Genomic DNA, 16714 nt, shown 5'->3' on the forward strand with positions numbered 1-16714 from the left:
TAAAGATGTGGGAGATAAATTTGAGCTTAAGATAAAAGATTAAAACCTTAAAGGTTTTAATCAAGTTTTGCTAGATTTATCAAATCACTTACTTTTTGGCAATTTTTAAGATCTTCTCCTGTGATTTTCATTTCAAAAAGATTCTTAAAAAGCACCATAATGGAAACAAAAGCCAAGCTGTCCCATTCATCAATATCATCAAGCAACATATCTTCGCTTAAATCTTCATCGCGATGCATAGCTTCTTTCAATTCTTCTAAAAATTCAGTTTTTGTCATTATTTCTCCTTTGTATAAATTAAAATATCTTTTGTGTATAAATCTTTAAAATTCAACACAGCGCTTCCCCAGCTAAGTCCTGCACCAAAAGCGCTCAAGCTCGCCTTAAATTCTTTTGGAGTATCTAGTTCGCAAAGTAAAGCAGGTAAAGAACAAGCGCTTAAATTAGCATATTTTTCCATGATGAAATTAGGAACTTTATCATCATTAAGTTTTAATTCTTCTTTGATGCAATCAACTAAATATGTATTAGACTGATGAAAAAGATGAAAAGCGATATCTTTTTCTTTTATCTTAGAAAATTCTAAAATTTCTTTAAAGCTGTTAGGTTCATGCTCTAAAGCCATATTAAATATATTTGCCCCATCCATATAAAGGTTTTCTAGTTGCCTAAATTCTTCCGTTTGCATGAGGGAGTCGTTGTTGAAAATATTTGCATGAGGTATTCTCATCGCACCTTTTGGGATGATAAGCTTATCAAAATGTTTGCCATCACTTGCAAGCTTGAAAAATGCTTCATTAAAATCTGTTTTTTCAAGCAAAGTCGCACTTACTCCATCGCCAAAAATGGGAGCTGTATTTATATTTTTAGGATGGATAAATTTGCTTAAAGTATCTCCGCATATAAGCAAAATTTTACTCATGGCACCGCTTTGTATCAAAGAATGTGCTACAAATAAACCATATAAATACCCTGCGCAAGCTTGCCCCAAATCAAAAGCTATGGTTTTAGAATCCAAATTTAAAAGATGGTGTAAGTAACAAGCCGTAGAAGGCATAAAAAAATCAGGGCTTTGTGTCACTACAATAAGCGCATCAAGACTATTTTTATCTGTGTTTAAACCCTTTAAAAGAGCATTAGCTGCATGTTTTCCAAGATCGCTTACGCAAGTATTTTCATCGCAAATATAGCGGGTGTTTAAGCCTATGACTTTTTTCATTCTCTTAAGAATTTTTGTATCATTTTGAAAAACACTTTCTAGCTCATCATCGATACAAATTTTATGTTCAGGTACACTTACGCAAATGCCTGAAATTTTCACTTTATCAAATTTAGTTTTCATAGATTGTAAGTCCTTTGAAATTTAAATTTTGAAATGAAATAAGGGCCGAATTTTCTTTGATTTTTTTAGAAATTTGCTCTAGAAAAGTTAAAAAAGGTGTGTTTCTTTCGCCTTTTTTGTAATAAAGTATCATATCAGTATTTTTAAGATTAAAGAAATTTAAAGCTAATTCAAAGGATTTGAAAAACATCCTAGCTTCTAGCTTTCTGCCTAAGGCCCTACAAGAAATACAAAGATCATCGATAAATAATCTTTCTTCTTTGCAGGAAAAAACAAAAATAGCGATAATCCCACTATCGCTTAATTTATCGCTCATGCTAACGCTTACAATGAGTTCTTCTTGCATGTGTTTTTGTACTTCTTCTTGGCTTAAGCGTGTATAATTGGCTATGAATTGATTGGTTTTACCTAAAAGTTCGCTAATACGAGAGATGTTTTGGGTGTCGTTTTTGACAAAATGTAAACAAATTTCAAGATTTTTAAAATATTCTTCATCACTTAAGCTTTTAAGCTCTTCTCTTAAAGCGTTAGCTGCTATATCTTTGGCGCGAATTTGGTCTTCTTGAGTGTTTGAAAGCTTGAGAAGATTAGGAAAGAGTTTGATTTTGTGAAGTATGGTTTCATCACATAAAAGTGTTTTGATACCTGTAAATTTAGTATTTTCAAGTTCGGCGATATTATCATCTATGAAAAGCATAGCATCAGTGTTTATATTAAATTTCTTAGCTATTTTTAAGATATTTTCACTTTTTGGCTCCCAGTTGACCATTTTAATATCAAAATCATCCCATTGCAAAATAAAATCTTTCCTAGTTTCAAAAAGTTTTTTTGCGTCTTTTTCTTCATTTTTTGAGGCTAGGGCAAGTAAAAATCCTTGCTTTTTAAAATTTTTAATTTTTTCTTGTAAAGTCTTGTGCAAAGGGGTTAATTTAAGATTATCCATACCATCTTCGCCTAAAATTCCTTGATATAAGGTATTATCAAGATCAAGCACAAGAGCTTTAAGAGCGGGTTTTATCAGTGCTGGGATAAGACTAAGTCCTAAAATTTGTGCTAAGAAAATTAGAGCTTTATTGCTTAATTTTGTGCCGCTAAGTTCTTCTTTATCTAAGTCTAAAATATCATCTTGATTAAAATACTCTTTTATGAGTTTTTCTACATTAAAAATTTCGCAATTTAAAATTTTTCTATCTGTTTTAAATTCACCCAAACTAAGGACCAAAATAGGGCTTTGTGAAATTTTTCTTAATGCTAAAAGCCTTTCTTCTAAAAAATCTTGTATATTATCTTTATAACGTTTTAAATCCAACCATAAAAGTTCTAAATTTGCTTTTTTAAAGCCATTAAAACTTAGGCTATCATCATAAGAGCTAAAATTAAAATCCGCTTTTAAATTTGCAAAATGTAAAAAAGGAGTGATAATGCTTTGCACTCCCTCAAAAGCATGATTTCTATGGATATTGATGAGAATTTCTTGATTTTTGCTAAAATCTAATTCTTTGCTATATTTTATAAGCTCATTGCGTTTTAAATTTTGCGAAAAGAGGTTCATTTTATAACTCCACAAGTTCGATTAAAAGCCTATTAGGCATCATGATAAAGCAAAGTTTGGAAAAGTAGCTTGCTTCCATAATAGGAACAATGCAAATTCCTCCTTTGGATTCCAAAAGAGTCAAGTCTTTTTTAATGTTTTTACTTTCATAGGCTAAATGATACATTTTGGTATTGTTTTTTAAATAGCTATCCAAAGGACCTTTGTCGTTTAAATTTTGCAAAAGTTCAAATCTATATAGTGGAAATATTTCATTGCAAGGAATGATAAATTCTCCCTTTACACCTTGTTTTTCATCTACAAATTCTGCTTCTTTGCAAAAGCCCAACTTAAAAAAAATTTCCCTTTCTTTTTCTAAATTTTTACAAGCTACGCCTATATGATGTATAGGCAAATTTAGTGTTTTATTAAGCATTTAATACTACCGCCATAGTGATGGCATTTTTAAATTTCAATGCCTTTTCTAAGCTATAATCATTTGCCATGAAACATTCATAGGCTTTAAGTTTTAAACCCGATTTTTCTACCAAGTCTTTAACTTCATCGGGGTGAGAAAATAAATAAATATGATCAATGGCAGGTGCATTTATAGGAATGGTTGCAAAAATTTCTCCACCTTCATTAAGAAACTCTTTGGATCTTTTAAGAAATTCAAGAGGTTTTTCTACATGTTCTAGCACTTCTCCGATAACTATTAAATCAGCTTTTTTATTGAAGTTATAAGTAAAAAAATCCTGACATAAAAACTCACATTTTTTGATTAAATTTCCTACTTGTTGCTTTACCATTTTTTGCGTAAGTTCGCAGCTTGTTGGAGATATATCAAGTCCATAAAATGAAGAAAATTTATTGCTTTTAACTGCTCTTGCAAAGTATTCCCCATGACCAGGACCAATTTCAAAATAGGTCGTTTTTGGAGCAAAATCTTGTAAATATTGTGAGAAATACTTTCTTACTTTAATGTGAGCTATCCAGATATAAGAAGAAAGAGCTAAACCTACCATGTATTGTTTCATATAGTTTTCATTGAAATAAACCTTATCTTTAATTTCATCAAAACTAGAATAACGATAATGTCCATTTTCTATGAAAAATTTTGTTTCTTCTAAAGTATCATTAAGTATCAATAAATAACAATCACATTGTTCTTCGATGCTGATATGATCTTGAATATAATACGAAATTAATTTATCAAATTCTTCCTCATCCTCTTGGCAAAATTCTATTTTTCTAAGATATTTAGAATGAATGGCATTTTTTCGAGCTATAGCTTCAAATAATTTTTCAATATTTTCTTTCATTTTGTAACCTTTAGGGTTTGAATTTTTTCTAGTAAGGCTTGCTGGGATTTTAAATTATTTAAATCTTCTTTATTAAATTTAATATCAAATTCTTCCTCTAAGCTCATGATAATATCAATATGAGTTAAAGAAGTCCAACTTTTACAATTTTCCATGTTTATATTGGTGTTTTCATTTACTTCGGTTTCAAGTATATTTTCTAAAATTTCATAAAATTTTTTTTCCATAATTACATCCTTTTTTTGAAAAATATTTTAATACGAATGTATTAAAATAGTGCTATTTTTTTCTAAAGCGTGCCAAAGTATTTCTACATATTCTTTGGCATTATAAATACTAATAATTTCTCCTCCAAATTGAATTTTTTTATGATTTTTACTTTTGTTGACTATACTAATAATGTTTTCTAAATTTGGCATAGAATCTCTGTCAAGTCTTCTTACATAATAAGCAATTTTTGCATCTTGTAGGTTTCTAAACTCATCAATTATTTTTCCTTTAAAAAATTTATGATAACGATAGTCAACATTGAAGTATTCCTCCGCGTAATGTGTTAGGGTATGTCCAATCCCGCCTAAAGTAATAAACTTTCCATTATTTTTATATAAAATATCATAAACACAATTTTTTCCAAAGCAACTTGTGGTATCTTTTAAAAATAATTCTTCTTTAGCACCTTTTACAGCAAAAGAAAAAATAGGGTCATTTGTGCGCTTTACTCCTTCTTGTTTTCTAAAAAATTCGGTTAAAATACCCATTTTGCTTTTAGAATTGATTTTATCGTAAATTTCATTTTTGCAAAAGCTATAAGTAAAAGTTGGCATGATTAAAGTTCCTTCCTTGCCTATTGTTTCAAAAAAACAATCCAGTATAGTTTGTAAAAATTCATTTTTAGAGAGCAGGGGTATACCAAAATTAAAAAGTTCAGTATGTACACATAAAATATCACCTTTTTTTATATCCAGTTTAATAAAGGTATCTATTAAATCTATATCAGAGTATTTTTTATCATTATATTCTAAAAAATATTTCATTTTATTAGTCCGTAAATTTTTATTTTGTCTATCAATTCTTTCAATTCATAAGCTTGTATGTTAAGTTTTGAAGCTATATCTAATACATCATTTTTTCCATCACAATATGCTAAAAAATCGGTAGAGATTGGTTTTTTTGTAATTCCTTGGTTTAAGGTATGGTATAAACCCCTTTTACCTAAATTTGGTTCGCAAAAGGTTGTGATTTGATAAATTTCATTGATTTCCAAATTCATGATAACTTCCTGCATAGCTTTTAAAGCACCTTTAAGTCCTTTTGCGCTGATAAAAGTTAAGTCATCTTTGCTAGTGTGGTATTCTTTATAATCCCCAAATCTAGTTCTACATACGCAAGCTATCGGTAAATTTATTAAAGGAGAGCAATATTGCCTTTCATCGCTCCCACGCTCCAAGAAGCTAAATTCTTTAAAATTTTCCTTATTTTTGAGTGTGTGCATGGCAACTTTATCGCTTAAAGTATTTTCTTTAGGAGTATGTATAAGCGAGTAAGCATTATCATCTCCTAAGCAAGAAAGCACAAAACCTGCTTTAACATGTTTTTTTAAGTGATCTAAATGCTTGCTAAGATAAACTATAGAGCCTATGGTTTCAGGAATGATAACAAAGCGGTAATTGTATTTTCTTTCTTTTAAACCCAAAAGCCATTTGGCTAAGAAAATAGCTACTATAGGGCCACTAAGTTCGTTATTTGCCATAGAAGGATGACAAAGATAGCTTGAGAGTAAAATTTCATCTTTTGAATTTTGAGTGCTAGGGATTATAAAATCAGCATAATTTAAAACTCCATTCTCATCGTGTTTTGCATCGATAAAGACTTTGTATAGCCCTTTTTTTAAATTTTTTCTTTCATTATGCGTGATGCAAAATCCCCAACGCCTTTTATAATAACTTGTCACATAAGGGATGGCATCAGGCATTTCTTCTATGGAGTAAAGATGTTTCTCAAGTTCTTCAAGTTCTATTTCTTTATCTATGGCTTCGCTGTAGTTTAAAAGATGTAGATTGTGCTTTTTAAAATCACAAATTTTCTTTCCTTCTGGTGTGATGATATAGGCTTCTTTAGCGTTCCATTCATCAGGGACTATCCAGTCAAAAACCCTTGTACCACTTTTGATAGAATGAAATTTGAGTATACCCCCCCCCAGAGTTTTATTTAAAATTTCTAAGCTAGCTCTAAAACCTTGTCCTGTGATACTTCGAGGGATAGGAAAAAGCTCCTTGGCAAGTTCATGCATAGCCTTTCCTGTTTGTTCAAAGTCTTTGTGTCTAAAGTCTAGCTTATCCACAATAGTCCTTTTTAACTTTTTCAAGTGTGCTAAATAAAGTATCTCTTACAAATTTTGCATCTTTTAAGCTCATTTCTTGATGACAAGGTATGCTAAGTTCGGCTTTGTAAAAATTATCCGCATTTTCAAGTCTTATTTCTCCTAAGAGCTTTTTATAAAAACTAAACTCATAAGTTGGTTTATAATGCACCTGTACTCCAAGCCCAGCTTTGAGTAAATTTTCAAAAATTTCTTCTTTGGGGCAATAAAATTCTGGAAAGAGTAAAATAGGATACAAATGTCTTGAACTTTTTTTATAATCTTTGATTTTTATAGTGGAAAAATAAGGATTTTTTTCAAATTCTTTATCATAAAAACTTGCAATTTCTTCGCGTTTTTCAAGATTGTGATCTAGTTTTTTAAGTTGATTTATCCCTAAAGCACAAGCAACATCACTCAAGCGATAATTATAGCCAAGTTTCATCATATCGCTATCCCAAAGTCTTTTTTTAACGATACCATGGCTTCTTAAAAGTTTTATTTTGGAGATTAATTCTTCATTATTGCTTACTACAGCGCCACCCTCAAAAGTGGTAATAGGCTTAACAGGGTGAAAAGAAAAAATACTTAAATCCGCCATAGAGCCCACTTTTTTACCCTTATACTCGCTACCTAAAGCATGGCTTGCATCATCGATTAAAGGGATATTGTATTTTTTAGCAAGATTTGAAATCTCATCCATTTCAACGCTATTGCCTCCAAAATCCACCACGCTAATAGCTCCTATATCGGTGCTATTTTTTACAAGCCTTGCTTCGAGCTTTTTCTCATCTATATTGCCATCATTTTTAATATCGATAAATTCTACTTTAGCTCCTGCCATTAAAGCTGCATTAGCTGTAGCCGCAAAAGTTAAAGGAGTGGTTAAGATTATTTTATCCTTGACATTTAAAGCTGTATAGGCAAGATGAAGAGCGGAAGTGGCTGAATTTAAGACACAAGCATGCTTAATTCCTATGTATTCGCAAAGTGCTTCTTCAAATTCATCGATTTTTTTACCACCGGTTAAAATTTCATCCTTTAAGGCGTTTAAAACCGCTTCTATATCGCTTTGATCGATATTTTGATGAGAATAAGTAATCATTTAAAAACCCTCAGTATGATTGATGATATCTAAAAGCTCTTTTTCGCTCGCCCATTGTGGATTGTTATCTGAACTATAAGAAAATCCATCTTTTACTTTTTGTCCTTTTTCGCCTAAGGCATTGATGCTAAAATCACTCTCTTGATCTACAAGCTTGATACTAGGACTTATAGCATAGTAGTTTTCAAATTCATAGGTTAAATGGCTATCATCACTTGAAATCATGATTTCATGAAGTTTCTCTCCCGCTCTTATGCCTATGATTTTATGGCTTAAATTTGGAGCTAAAGCGTGGGCTAGATCCGTGATTTTCATCGAAGGAATTTTAGGGATAAAAATTTCTCCTCCGTGCATTCTTTCAAAATTACTCAATACAAATTTTACCCCATCTTCAAGAGAAATCCAAAAGCGTGTCATTCTAGTATCTGTGATAGGAAGTTCTTTAGCACCTTGCGCGATAAGCTTTTTAAAGAAAGGCACTACCGAGCCTCTTGAGCCTACTACATTTCCATATCTTGTAACGCTAAATCGTGTTTGTTTATTGCCTGCTATATTGTTTGCAGCAACAAAAAGTTTATCGCTTGCAAGTTTGGTAGCACCATATAAATTTACAGGATTGCAAGCTTTATCTGTGCTTAGGGCAATGCATTTTTTTACCCCATTTTCAAAACAAGCATCGATTACATTTTGAGCACCATGGATATTGGTTTTGATACATTCCATAGGATTATATTCAGCAACAGGAACATGTTTCATCGCAGCAGCATGTATAACAAAATCTACATCGCGCATAGCAACATTTAAGCGTTCTTTATCTCTTACATCGCCTATAAAATAACGCATGCAATTAGCATTAAAAATGCTTGACATTTCAAATTGTTTAAGCTCATCGCGAGAATAAATGATGATTTTATTAGGCTTATAATTTTCTAATAAAACCTTAGTATAGGTTTTTCCAAAAGAGCCTGTACCACCAGTAATTAAGATATTTTTTCCATTAAACATTTTGCCTTCCTTTGCCAAATTATCACTTAAAAAACTTAAAGCAATAAGCGTTCCTATTTTAAAATTCTTGGCAGGGTTATGCCTGTTTGAGCTTGATATTTGCCTTTTTTATCTTTGTATGTTGTATCGCATTTTTCATCACCTTGTAAAAACAATACCTGTGCAATGCCTTCATTAGCATAAATTTTTGCAGGCAAGGGGGTAGTGTTTGAAATTTCTATGGTTATATGCCCTTCAAAGCCTGGTTCAAAAGGAGTTACATTTACGATTATGCCACATCTTGCATAGGTGCTTTTTCCAAGACAAATAGCTAAAACATCATCAGGCATTTTAAAATACTCTATAGTTCTAGCAAGTGCAAAAGAATTAGCAGGGACTATACATACATCACCTTCAAAATCCACCACATTTTCTTCTAAAAAATTTTTTGGATCTACTACGGTAGAATTTACATTGGTAAAAATCTTAAATTCGCGCCCCACGCGTATATCATAACCATAGCTTGAAAGTCCGTAGCTTACTACGCCCTTGCCTATATTTGCTTCGCAAAAAGGCTCTATCATTTGATGCTCGAGTGCCATTTTTCTTATCCAATTGTCTGCTTTTAAACCCATTTAATATACCTTTATTTTTTAAACATAATTTTTTTGGATTATAGCTTATTTTTTATATTTTATGAAACTTTTAAGCGTGAAATTTTATTTTTTAAAGTTAAATTTCAAGTTTTTTAATATAATACTAGATTAAGTTCTTAAAATCAGGAGATGAAAATATGACAAAAGAAGAGATTAAAGAATTAGTAAATTTATTTGCTGAAGCTAATATCAGCAAAATAAAAATCAAAGAGCAAGATGGATTTGAAATCGAACTTGAAAGAGATATGTGTTGTGATGTTCCAGCTCCTTTGGCTTGTCCACCCGTTCCAGCTCCACAACCTATAAATGTTAATGTAGTTAATGAAGCACAGCCTTCAAGTGCAAAGTCAAACAAACCAAGTATAAATAGCCCTATGGTGGGTACTTTCTATCAGGCTCCAAGCCCAGGCGCAGCTCCTTTTGTAAAAGTGGGTAGTTCAGTTAAAAAAGGCGATACTATTGCTATTATCGAAGCGATGAAAATCATGAATGAGATCGAAGCTGAATTTGATTGTAGAATAGTAGAAATTTTAGTTGCAGATGGTCAGCCTGTAGAATTTGGTATGCCTTTATTTACGGTGGAGAAATTATAAAATGGAAATTAAAAGCATTTTAATTGCTAATCGTGGAGAAATAGCACTTCGAGCTTTAAGAACAATTAAAGAAATGGGAAAAAAAGCAATTTGCGTTTATTCTGAAGCAGATAAAGATGCTTTGTATTTAAAATATGCAGATGCAAGTATTTGTATAGGAAAAGCAAGAAGTTCTGAAAGCTATCTCAATATACCTGCTATTATTTCAGCAGCTGAAATTGCAGAAGCGGATGCGATTTTTCCAGGTTATGGATTTTTAAGTGAAAATCAAACTTTTGTTGAAATTTGTGCTAAACACAATATCAAATTTATAGGACCTTCGGTTGAAGCTATGAATTTGATGAGCGATAAATCAAAAGCCAAGCAAGTGATGCAAAGAGCAGGAGTTCCTGTTATACCAGGAAGTGATGGGGCTTTAGCAGGCGCTGAAGCAGCTAAAAAACTTGCCAAAGAGATCGGTTATCCTGTGATTTTAAAAGCAGCAGCTGGAGGCGGAGGTCGTGGAATGCGTGTAGTAGAGCATGAAAAAGATCTTGAAAAAGCATATTGGTCAGCTGAAAGTGAAGCGATGACAGCTTTTGGTGATGGGACTATGTATATGGAAAAATATATACAAAATCCACGCCATATAGAAGTTCAAATCATTGGAGATAGTTTTGGAAATGTGATCCATATTGGCGAGAGAGATTGCTCTATGCAAAGACGCCACCAAAAACTTATAGAAGAATCTCCAGCAATTTTACTCGATGAAAAAACCCGTGCAAGACTTCATGAAACAGCAGTAAAAGCTGCTAAGGCTATAAGCTATGAGGGCGCAGGAACTTTTGAATTTTTAGTGGATAAAAATTTGGATTTTTATTTTATAGAGATGAATACGCGTTTGCAAGTTGAGCATTGTGTGAGTGAAATGGTAAGTGGGATTGATATTATTGAACAAATGATCAAAGTAGCTGAAGGCTATGCTTTACCATCTCAAGAAAATGTAAGATTAAAAGGACATTCTATAGAGTGTAGAATCACAGCTGAAGATCCTAAGACTTTCTTGCCAAGTCCAGGTAAAATTATCAAGTATGTTCCACCTGCAGGACGCAATGTCAGAATGGAAAGCCATTGCTATCAAGACTATAGCGTGCCACCGTATTATGACTCTATGATAGGGAAACTTGTGGTTTGGGCAGAAGATCGCAACAAAGCTATTTCAAAAATGAAAGTAGCTTTAGATGAGCTGATTATAGGTGGGATTAAAACCACTAAAGATTTTCATCTTGCAATGATGGATAATCCTGATTTTATTAATAATAATTACGATACTAACTATCTTGCTAGACATTGATCAAGATGGATTTTTTCCATCTTGATTTTATCTTAAATATTCTATATTGATTTTTGAGCGTAATTTATCAAAATAATCTTGTATATAATTTTGTCTTTGCTCGCTTACATAGGCATTGAGCACTTCATTTTTAATTTGATAATATTCTGGAGTTTGCCCTTTAGATTTATCATTTACTTGATAAATTTCATAACCCTTTTGTGAATTTAAAACCGGAGAAAAGCCTCCTAAAGGGATAGGTGATAAAAGTCCTAGGAGTCTTGGATCTGAATTGTTAGGAGTTAGAATAGCTTTTTCTGCTTTAAGTGGAGTTTTTATAGCAGCTCTTATATTTTCTAGATCTTGAGCGTTATTAGAACGATAGATATTTACATTAATTTCGGTAAAAAATGTAAATTTGTTTTTATTTTGTTCGAAAAAATTTTTAGCTCCTTCATCGCTAAAATCGGTTTTAGCGGTGCTGGCAATTTTTTCATAGAGTTTTCTTTTTTCGAAATCTTTTTTAAAATTACTACGAAATTGTTCGTAATTTTGCCCCTTGATTTGCAAATCTTTTTTAAAGTCTTCAAGCGAAATTTTATTTTGCATTAACATTTTATCAATAGCATTATCAAGCTCAAGTTCGCTTGTGTAAATTCCAAATTGTTTTATTTGTGAAAGTTCCATTTTTTCATTAATCAAAATTCCCAAAGCTTGATTTTTAGATATATTTAAAGCTTTCATGGTTTGCTCTATATCATAGGTTGTAATAGGCTCTTTATCTACCACTACGGCAATAGCATTTATAGTATTTGCATGAGTTAAGCTTATAAAAAATATAAAACTTAGTAAAATTTTCTTCATTTCAAACCTTTATTTAAGTGTAAATATCGCATTATATCAATTAAAATTTAAGAAAAGGCAAAAAATGACAGGAAAACTCACGACTCGTTTCGCTCCAAGCCCTACAGGATATTTACATATAGGCGGTTTAAGAACTGCTCTTTATAGCTATTTGTATGCAAGAAAAAACAAGGGTAATTTTTTACTTCGTATTGAAGATACGGATTTAAAAAGAAATTCTAAAGAAGCTACGCAAGCTATCATAGAAGCCTTTAAATGGTGCGGTTTGGATTATGATGGCGAGGTAACTTACCAATCTGAACGCTTTGATCTTTATAAAAAATATATACAAAAACTTTTAGATGAGGGCAAGGCTTATTATTGTTATATGAGTAAAGAAGAACTTGATGAGCTCCGTGCTAAACAAGAAGCAGCTAAAGAACGTCCAAGATATGATGGCAGATATAGAGATTTTACAGGCACTCCTCCAGCAAATATAGAACCTGTAGTGCGTATAAAAGCTCCTCAAGAGGGTGAAATTTGTTTTGTAGATGGTGTTAAAGGAGAGGTGAAATTTAAAGTAGAAGATATTTTAGATGATTTTATCATAGCAAGAAGCGATGGAAGTCCTACTTATAATTTTACAGTTGTAATTGATGATGCTTTAATGGGAGTAAGTGATGTGATTAGAGGAGATGATCACCTTTCAAATACCCCTAAGCAAATCGTGCTTTATGAGGCTTTAGGATTTGAAATTCCTAAATTTTACCATGTAGCTATGATACATGGAGAAGATGGCAAAAAGCTTTCAAAACGACATGGAGCAACCGATGTGATGGAATACAAGGCTATGGGAATTTTACCTCAAGCCTTATTAAATTTTTTGGTGCGTTTGGGATGGAGTCACGGTGATGATGAGGTTTTTTCTTTAGAAGATCTTAAAAAGCTTTTTGATCCAAATCATATTAACAAAAGTGCTTCTTGTTATAATTTTAAAAAACTTGAATGGCTCAATGCTCATTATATCAAGACTTTACCTTTTGAAGAAATCAATCGTCAATTAAAAGATCTAGGCTTTGATTTAAGTGCTTATGCAAAAGCAGGATTTTTGCTGGATTTATTAAGAGAGCGTGCAAAAACTTTACTTGAAATTATTAGCGGAGCTAAAAGTATCATTGAAGCGCCACAAAATTATGATGAAAATGCTATAAATAAATTTATAAATGAAAATAATCTTTTACTGCTTCAAAACTATGCAAATGAGTTAAATGAAGAGAAAAGTGCAAAAGATTTTGAAGAATTTACTAACGAATTCTTACAAAAAAATGAGGTAAAATTAAAAGATTTGGCTCAACCTATACGCATAGCTCTAACAGGAAGTGCGGTTAGTCCTAGCATTTTTGAAGTTTTAGAGTTTTTAGGGGTCAATGAATGTAAAAAAAGAATAGAAAAATTTTTAGATTTTAAAGGAAAATAATGAATTTAAAAGAAGAGGCTTTAAGATACCACTTAGGGGGTAAGATAGATATAAAACCATCAAAACCTATGAATTCAAGCCATGATTTATCTTTGGCTTATAGCCCAGGTGTTGCAGAACCTTGCATTGAAATTGCTTCTAACAATGAGCTTGCTTATACTTATACAAACAAAGCGAATTTAGTAGCTATCGTTAGTGATGGTTCTGCGGTTTTAGGTCTTGGAAATATCGGTGCGCAAGCTTCTAAACCTGTTATGGAAGGTAAGGCTTGCTTGTTTAAAAAATTTGCTGATGTAAATGCGTATGATTTAGAAATCGAAGCACACAGCATTGAAGAAATTGTTGCTTTTTGCAAAGCCATAGCACCGACTTTTGGTGGAATCAATTTAGAAGATATTTCAGCGCCTAAATGTTTTGAAATCGAAGCGGCTTTGCAAAATTTAGGAATTCCTGTAATGCATGATGATCAGCATGGAACTGCTATTATCTCAACTGCAGGGCTTATGAATGCTATGGAGATAAGCGGTAAAAAATTTGAAGACATTAAAGTTGTTGTAAGCGGAGCAGGAGCTGCGGGTATTGCTAGTGCTAGAATGTATAGAAATTTAGGTGTTAAAAATATCATTCTTGTAGATAGTAAGGGTGTGGTCAATAAAAAAAGAACGGATTTAAATCAATACAAACTTGAATTTGTAAGCGATACACAAGCAGATACTTTAAAAGAGGCTATGAAAGATGCGGATGTATTTTTGGGACTGAGTGCACCAAAGATACTAGATGATGAAATGATTTTGTCTATGGCAAAAGATCCTGTTATTTTTGCTTTGGCAAATCCTATTCCAGAGGTGATGCCTGAAGATGTAGCAAGACTTAGAAAAGATGCTATTGTAGGAACAGGAAGGAGTGATTATCCTAATCAAATCAATAATGTTTTAGGCTTTCCTTTTATTTTCCGTGGAGCTTTAGATGTGCGTGCGACAAAAATCACTGAAAATATGAAAGTAGCTGCAGCAAGAGCTTTGGCGGATTTAGCAAAGCTACCTGTAAGCGATGCGGTGAAAAATGCTTACAATATAAGCCACTTAGAATTTGGAAAAGATTATGTTATCCCAAAACCTTTTGATGAGAGAGTTAAGGCTGTTGTAAGTACTGCAGTGGCTGCTGCAGCTGTAAAAGATGGGGTAGCTTTGCTTAAAGAATTTGATGAAAAAGCATATTTTGAGAGTTTAAAATGAAAAATATTCATCATATATGCCATCCTTTGATAGAGCATAAATTAGGATTTTTGCGCGATAAAGAAACCAAACCCTTTCATTTTAGAATGCTCATTGATGAGATTTCTACTTTCTTGCTTTTTGAAGCGACTAAAGATTTATGTTTAAAAGAAACACAAATTCAAACCCCTGTTGCTAATGCCAAGGTAAAAAGATTAGATGAAAAGATTATGATATGCCCTATTTTAAGGGCGGCTTTGGGTATGCTTGATAGTATTTTTAGACTTATTCCTGATGCTAGTGTAGGATTTTTGGGTTTTGTTAGAAATGAAAAAACGCTCAAGGCGGATTTTTATTTTCAAAAACTTCCTAAAGATGCAAAAGAACGCACTGCTATTGTTATAGACCCTATGTTCGCAACAGGTGGTACAGCCATAGATGCTTGCAATTTTTTAAAAGATCAAGGGGTAAAAAAGATTAAATTCATTTCTATACTCGCAGCCCCTCAAGGTCTTGAAAATTTTGCAAAAATTCACAGCGATGTTGAACTTTATGTAGCCTCAATTGATGAAAGCTTAAATGAAAAAGGTTATATAGTTCCAGGACTTGGGGATGCGGGAGATAGGGTTTTTAATACCTTGGATTAAAATGATTTTTGGAAAAATTGATTATATTAATCTTTTACCTTTGCATATTTATCTTAAAAAGTATCCACTACCCAATGGTTATAAAGCAAGCATGGAATACAAAAAAGGTGTGCCAAGTAAGCTAAATAAGGATTTGTTTTATAGAAGAGTTGATGCTGCTATTGTTTCAAGCATAGAAAGTGCTAGAAAAAAATATAAAAATTTAGATTTGGGCATTTGTGCCAATAAAAGAGTTTTGAGTGTTTTAGTGGAAAGAAATACGCTCAATGCTAAAGATCCAAGCTCGGCAACTTCTAATGCTTTAGCTAAGGTTTTAAAACAAGAGGGGAGGGTGATTATAGGTGATAAGGCTTTAAAGCTTTATCTGCAAGATCCTTCTAAGTATATTGATTTGTGTGCAAAATGGCATGAAAAAACAGGATTACCTTTTGTTTTTGCTAGATTTTCTTGTGTGCAAAAAAAAGCTTTATATAAACAAATCTTAAAAAAATTTCCAAAAACAAAGATTAAAATTCCTTATTATATACTTCAAAATTATGCGACAACGAGAAATTTGGATATAAAAGATATGAGATATTATCTAGATGAAATTATATATTATAAAATTTCCACCAAAGAAAAAGCAGCCTTAAAGCGTTTTATAAAAGCTTGCAAGGCTTTAAATCCTACTTGATTAATGTTCAAATTCTCTAAGTTCTTTAACTGTTCCAAGTAAGATTACAACATCTCCACCATAAACAGTAGTTGTTTCTAAATCAGGCAGTATTTCCCAGTCTGTATTGAGCTTTTTATAGCTGATAACTTTCATATTTTGCGCAATGTGTTTTAATGAATTTCCTGCTAATTTATCATCTATGGTGATTTTAATAGCGCGGATGGTATTAGCCGATAGATCAAAAACTTCATAATCTGCATCTTTAGTTAAAAAGTCTTTTACAAGTTTTTTAGCACTTTCTTTTTCGGGATAAATTACTTTTGTAGCTCCTAGTTTGGATAGAATTTGCCCATGAATATTAGAAGTAGCTTTTGCGATAATATTATTAACCCCTATGTCCTTAAGAGCCATTAGGGTAAGTATGGATTTTTCAACATTTTCGCCTATGCTTACAATCACGACTTCTACATCATGAAAACCTGCTTCTTTAAGTGCTGAAATATTAGTAGAATCTAAGATATAAGCATAGCTTGGTGAATTTTGTATGCTTTTTAAAGCTTCTTCATCTTTATCGGCTATGATTACAGTATGCCCTCCAGCAATAAGCTCATCTGCGACTACGGATCCAAATTTTCCAAGTCCTATAACCCCGTAACTAAGCTTTTTCATTATAT

19 protein-coding genes are annotated in these 16714 nt (G+C 32.1%); 6 read left to right on the plus strand and 13 right to left on the minus strand.

Annotated elements, in window-relative coordinates; genetic code table 11:
- Positions 1 to 56: 56 nt before the first annotated feature.
- From AAID94_02360 to dcd, 11 genes are read right to left on the minus strand one after another with little or no spacing between them, the layout of a single operon-like run.
- Positions 57 to 278: an acyl carrier protein gene (locus AAID94_02360; protein XAK24382.1), complete on the minus strand. Its 222-nt coding sequence runs from the start codon at positions 276 to 278 to the stop codon at positions 57 to 59.
- Entirely contained in the window at positions 278 to 1342 is a 1065-nt protein-coding gene (locus AAID94_02365) for a beta-ketoacyl-ACP synthase III (GenBank protein XAK24383.1), read from the minus strand. Before AAID94_02365 ends, AAID94_02360 begins: the two co-directional genes overlap by 1 nt.
- Positions 1332 to 2894, minus strand: a complete 1563-nt coding sequence (locus AAID94_02370; protein XAK24384.1) for an HAD-IIIC family phosphatase — start codon at positions 2892 to 2894, stop codon at positions 1332 to 1334. The genes AAID94_02365 and AAID94_02370 overlap by 11 nt, the downstream gene beginning before the upstream one ends.
- Position 2895: 1 nt before the next feature.
- Positions 2896 to 3309: a VOC family protein gene (locus tag AAID94_02375; protein ID XAK24385.1), complete on the minus strand. Its 414-nt coding sequence runs from the start codon at positions 3307 to 3309 to the stop codon at positions 2896 to 2898.
- Positions 3302 to 4195, minus strand: a complete 894-nt coding sequence (locus tag AAID94_02380; protein ID XAK24386.1) for a class I SAM-dependent methyltransferase — start codon at positions 4193 to 4195, stop codon at positions 3302 to 3304. Before AAID94_02380 ends, AAID94_02375 begins: the two co-directional genes overlap by 8 nt.
- Positions 4192 to 4422, minus strand: coding sequence for an acyl carrier protein (locus tag AAID94_02385; GenBank protein ID XAK24387.1), 231 nt, complete (start codon positions 4420 to 4422; stop codon positions 4192 to 4194). Before AAID94_02385 ends, AAID94_02380 begins: the two co-directional genes overlap by 4 nt.
- Positions 4423 to 4449: 27 nt before the next feature.
- Positions 4450 to 5229 carry an N-acetyltransferase LegH gene (legH, locus tag AAID94_02390; protein XAK24388.1) on the minus strand — a complete coding sequence of 260 codons (780 nt, stop codon included), beginning with the start codon at positions 5227 to 5229 and terminating at the stop codon, positions 4450 to 4452.
- Positions 5226 to 6536, minus strand: coding sequence for a DUF4910 domain-containing protein (locus tag AAID94_02395; protein ID XAK24389.1), 1311 nt, complete (start codon positions 6534 to 6536; stop codon positions 5226 to 5228). The genes legH and AAID94_02395 overlap by 4 nt, the downstream gene beginning before the upstream one ends.
- The gene (gene pseC, locus AAID94_02400) at positions 6529 to 7659 is read right to left on the minus strand and encodes a UDP-4-amino-4,6-dideoxy-N-acetyl-beta-L-altrosamine transaminase (GenBank protein ID XAK24390.1); all 1131 of its coding nucleotides are present in this window, start codon (positions 7657 to 7659) and stop codon (positions 6529 to 6531) included. Before pseC ends, AAID94_02395 begins: the two co-directional genes overlap by 8 nt.
- Positions 7660 to 8664, minus strand: a complete 1005-nt coding sequence (gene pseB, locus AAID94_02405) for a UDP-N-acetylglucosamine 4,6-dehydratase (inverting) (protein XAK24391.1) — start codon at positions 8662 to 8664, stop codon at positions 7660 to 7662.
- Positions 8665 to 8717: 53 nt separating this feature from the next.
- Complete coding sequence (dcd, locus tag AAID94_02410; protein ID XAK24392.1) at positions 8718 to 9278, minus strand: dCTP deaminase; 561 nt, start codon at positions 9276 to 9278, stop codon at positions 8718 to 8720.
- 158 nt (positions 9279 to 9436) lie between these two features.
- Between dcd and accB the strand changes: the two genes are divergently transcribed.
- Positions 9437 to 9892 carry an acetyl-CoA carboxylase biotin carboxyl carrier protein gene (accB, locus tag AAID94_02415; protein XAK24393.1) on the plus strand — a complete coding sequence of 152 codons (456 nt, stop codon included), beginning with the start codon at positions 9437 to 9439 and terminating at the stop codon, positions 9890 to 9892.
- Position 9893: 1 nt separating this feature from the next.
- Positions 9894 to 11225: an acetyl-CoA carboxylase biotin carboxylase subunit gene (locus tag AAID94_02420; GenBank protein XAK24394.1), complete on the plus strand. Its 1332-nt coding sequence runs from the start codon at positions 9894 to 9896 to the stop codon at positions 11223 to 11225.
- A gap of 27 nt (positions 11226 to 11252) precedes the next feature.
- Here AAID94_02420 and AAID94_02425 read toward each other — a convergent pair whose 3' ends face one another.
- Complete coding sequence (locus AAID94_02425) at positions 11253 to 12068, minus strand: hypothetical protein (GenBank protein ID XAK24395.1); 816 nt, start codon at positions 12066 to 12068, stop codon at positions 11253 to 11255.
- A gap of 64 nt (positions 12069 to 12132) precedes the next feature.
- Here AAID94_02425 and gltX point away from each other — a divergent pair, with 64 nt between their 5' ends.
- Genes gltX through AAID94_02445 form a run of 4 tightly spaced genes read left to right on the plus strand, consistent with a single transcriptional unit; the run spans position 12133 to position 16058 of the window.
- Entirely contained in the window at positions 12133 to 13524 is a 1392-nt protein-coding gene (gene gltX / locus AAID94_02430; GenBank protein ID XAK24396.1) for a glutamate--tRNA ligase, read from the plus strand.
- Positions 13524 to 14759 (plus strand): malic enzyme-like NAD(P)-binding protein, encoded by a 1236-nt coding sequence (locus tag AAID94_02435; GenBank protein ID XAK24397.1) that lies wholly within the window; start codon positions 13524 to 13526, stop codon positions 14757 to 14759. Before gltX ends, AAID94_02435 begins: the two co-directional genes overlap by 1 nt.
- A complete protein-coding gene (upp, locus tag AAID94_02440) occupies positions 14756 to 15385 on the plus strand; it encodes a uracil phosphoribosyltransferase (GenBank protein XAK24398.1) in 630 nt (209 codons plus the stop codon). The genes AAID94_02435 and upp overlap by 4 nt, the downstream gene beginning before the upstream one ends.
- 1 nt (position 15386) lies before the next feature.
- Positions 15387 to 16058 carry a menaquinone biosynthetic enzyme MqnA/MqnD family protein gene (locus AAID94_02445; GenBank protein ID XAK24399.1) on the plus strand — a complete coding sequence of 224 codons (672 nt, stop codon included), beginning with the start codon at positions 15387 to 15389 and terminating at the stop codon, positions 16056 to 16058.
- Here AAID94_02445 and AAID94_02450 read toward each other — a convergent pair whose 3' ends face one another.
- Complete coding sequence (locus tag AAID94_02450) at positions 16059 to 16709, minus strand: TrkA family potassium uptake protein (GenBank protein ID XAK24400.1); 651 nt, start codon at positions 16707 to 16709, stop codon at positions 16059 to 16061.
- Positions 16710 to 16714: the final 5 nt, after the last annotated feature.

It is taken from the genome of Campylobacter coli, assembly GCA_039516895.1.
Taxonomy (GTDB): Bacteria; Campylobacterota; Campylobacteria; order Campylobacterales; family Campylobacteraceae; genus Campylobacter_D; species Campylobacter_D coli_B.